The following is a 1,800-nucleotide window of genomic DNA, read 5'->3' on the forward strand; positions in this document are numbered from 1 at the left end:
TAGGGTGTCAACCTTATTTAAAAAAAGACAATGTGTGGGAGAATACGATCATGGCAGGTGGCGTGGGTATGGCAGGGATGCCATACCCTCCAATGTGTGTTCTGTGGGAGGACACTCGCGGCTTTGTTAGTGCAGCTGTATTCATAAATTTGTATGTGATTTTTGGAATTGCACAGGTTTTTCTGTATCTTTGCAAGCATAAAATAATATTATATGAACCCTTCTGAGATACAGCAAGCATTAGCTTTTGCAGCTATGTGCGTTGATGCCACTGCAAAGGTAGAGGGTTGTAGTCGTAGAGAGATGTATCGACGCTTGCGAGACGTAGGTTTGATACATGGGCTTACTTCTCAACTTGACCCATTGCATACCCAAAGTATGGAGTATGTAGTAGAAGATTTGTTAAAGGCTCTCCATCGTCTTGAGTCGAGTATTAACTAATTAATTATTAGCTATGCGTAAGGTTTATCATGGCGGAACATGTATCGTAGACATGCCTTTGTGTCATGTTGGTCGAAATAATCTTGATTTCGGCAAGGGTTTTTATGTTACAGACATAAGAGAACAAGCTATTGGTTGGGCAACACGTATCGTGAATTTAGGGTTGCCACAATGGCTGAATGTCTATGAACTGGATATGGAATTTATTCAAAATAAAGCTAAGGGTATAGTTTTTAAAAGTTATGATCAAAAGTGGCTTGATTTTATTGTAGACAGTAGAAATGGTAATAAACCATGGTTAGGATACGACTACGTCGAAGGGGGAGTTGCAGACGATAGGGTAATCACAACGATAGAGGACTATATCAATGGTGATATATCTATGGAGTTTGCTTTAAAACGTTTGTCAGAACACCAGCCAAATAATCAGATTTGCATATTGTCTCAATCTTTAATTGATAAATGTTTACAATATATAAAGTCAGAACCACTTAATGAATTTGCACGAAAGGAGGTAGAACATGCTTAGAGATTCTCAGCTGTGGATGAAGATAGGTCGTGTATGCGCCTTGCTTGCTGAGCGCCTTGATATATCGCCAGAAAGAGCTTTTGATATATTTCAAAACAGCAAAACTTGTGATTTGCTGCATGATGAACGCTCATTATTGTATCTTATGAGTGACAGATATATTGTAGAGGATGTAGTTAATGAAATTGCTTTACAGGCATAAGTAGATTTCCTCTCAGGGGAGGGTGTGCAGTGGTCTTCACTGCACCAACCAAGCAGCCACTGCATATTCCCACAGAATGCACCGAACCCACAGAAGTTTAGGGGTGTATGGTCCTCCCACAGATTGCACAGAGGCGCACAGATGTTTCTTGCTGAGAAGTCCTCCCACAGATGACACGGATGCACACAGATATTTCTTGCTGAGATATCCTTCCACAGATGCCACAGATGCGCACAGAATTTTAGGACACCCAGTCTGTGCAATTGTAGGAGGGTGTGGCATCCCTGCCATACCCACGCACCCTCCCAGGGGGTGCAGTGGTCCCCACTGCACCAACCACAGCAAGAGACTTCCGTGCATTCCGTGCATTCTGTGGGATAACGCGCCCCCTAACCATCTGTGCACATCCGCAATCTGTGGGAGAATATCTTGCGCCAGAAGTTTTTGCAATCTGTGGGAGGATTGTAATGTTGGTGCACGATTGCTTTGTTGGTGCAGCAGAGACTGCTGCACCCCCTTGTAGGATGCAAAAAGTGCATTGATTTCTTTGTCGTTACGAAGTTTCGTTGTATATTTGCAATGTAAACAATACATTCGACTATGGGCAAATACATCAATCCGTTCACCG

Annotated in this window: 4 protein-coding genes; all 4 read left to right on the forward strand. The window is 42.6% G+C overall.

The genetic code is table 11. From position 1 onward, the window contains the following. Positions 1–227, forward strand: a 227-nt coding sequence (locus HMPREF0673_RS14720; RefSeq protein WP_007900133.1) for a hypothetical protein, incomplete at its 5' end; no start/stop codon positions are given. Positions 228–255: 28 nt separating this feature from the next. Further along, a complete protein-coding gene (locus HMPREF0673_RS14880) occupies positions 256–441 on the forward strand; it encodes a DUF3791 domain-containing protein (protein ID WP_278798270.1) in 186 nt (61 codons plus the stop codon). A gap of 13 nt (positions 442–454) precedes the next feature. Beyond that, positions 455–970: a DUF3990 domain-containing protein gene (locus HMPREF0673_RS07135; protein ID WP_007900135.1), complete on the forward strand. Its 516-nt coding sequence runs from the start codon at positions 455–457 to the stop codon at positions 968–970. After that, positions 963–1,172: a DUF3791 domain-containing protein gene (locus HMPREF0673_RS07140; protein WP_007900136.1), complete on the forward strand. Its 210-nt coding sequence runs from the start codon at positions 963–965 to the stop codon at positions 1,170–1,172. The genes HMPREF0673_RS07135 and HMPREF0673_RS07140 overlap by 8 nt, the downstream gene beginning before the upstream one ends. Positions 1,173–1,800 lie beyond the last annotated feature (628 nt).

Origin of the sequence: Leyella stercorea DSM 18206 (assembly GCF_000235885.1) — a bacterium.
GTDB classification, from domain to species: Bacteria; Bacteroidota; Bacteroidia; order Bacteroidales; family Bacteroidaceae; genus Prevotella; species Prevotella stercorea.

Excerpts from the sequence above, each read along its gene's own strand:
- HMPREF0673_RS07135 (WP_007900135.1), top strand. The coding sequence starts at position 455 with ATGCGTAAGGTTTATCATGGCGGAACATGTATCGTAGACATGCCTTTG.
- HMPREF0673_RS07140 (WP_007900136.1), top strand. The coding sequence starts at position 963 with ATGCTTAGAGATTCTCAGCTGTGGATGAAGATAGGTCGTGTATGCGCC.
- HMPREF0673_RS14880 (WP_278798270.1), top strand. The coding sequence starts at position 256 with ATGTGCGTTGATGCCACTGCAAAGGTAGAGGGTTGTAGTCGTAGAGAG.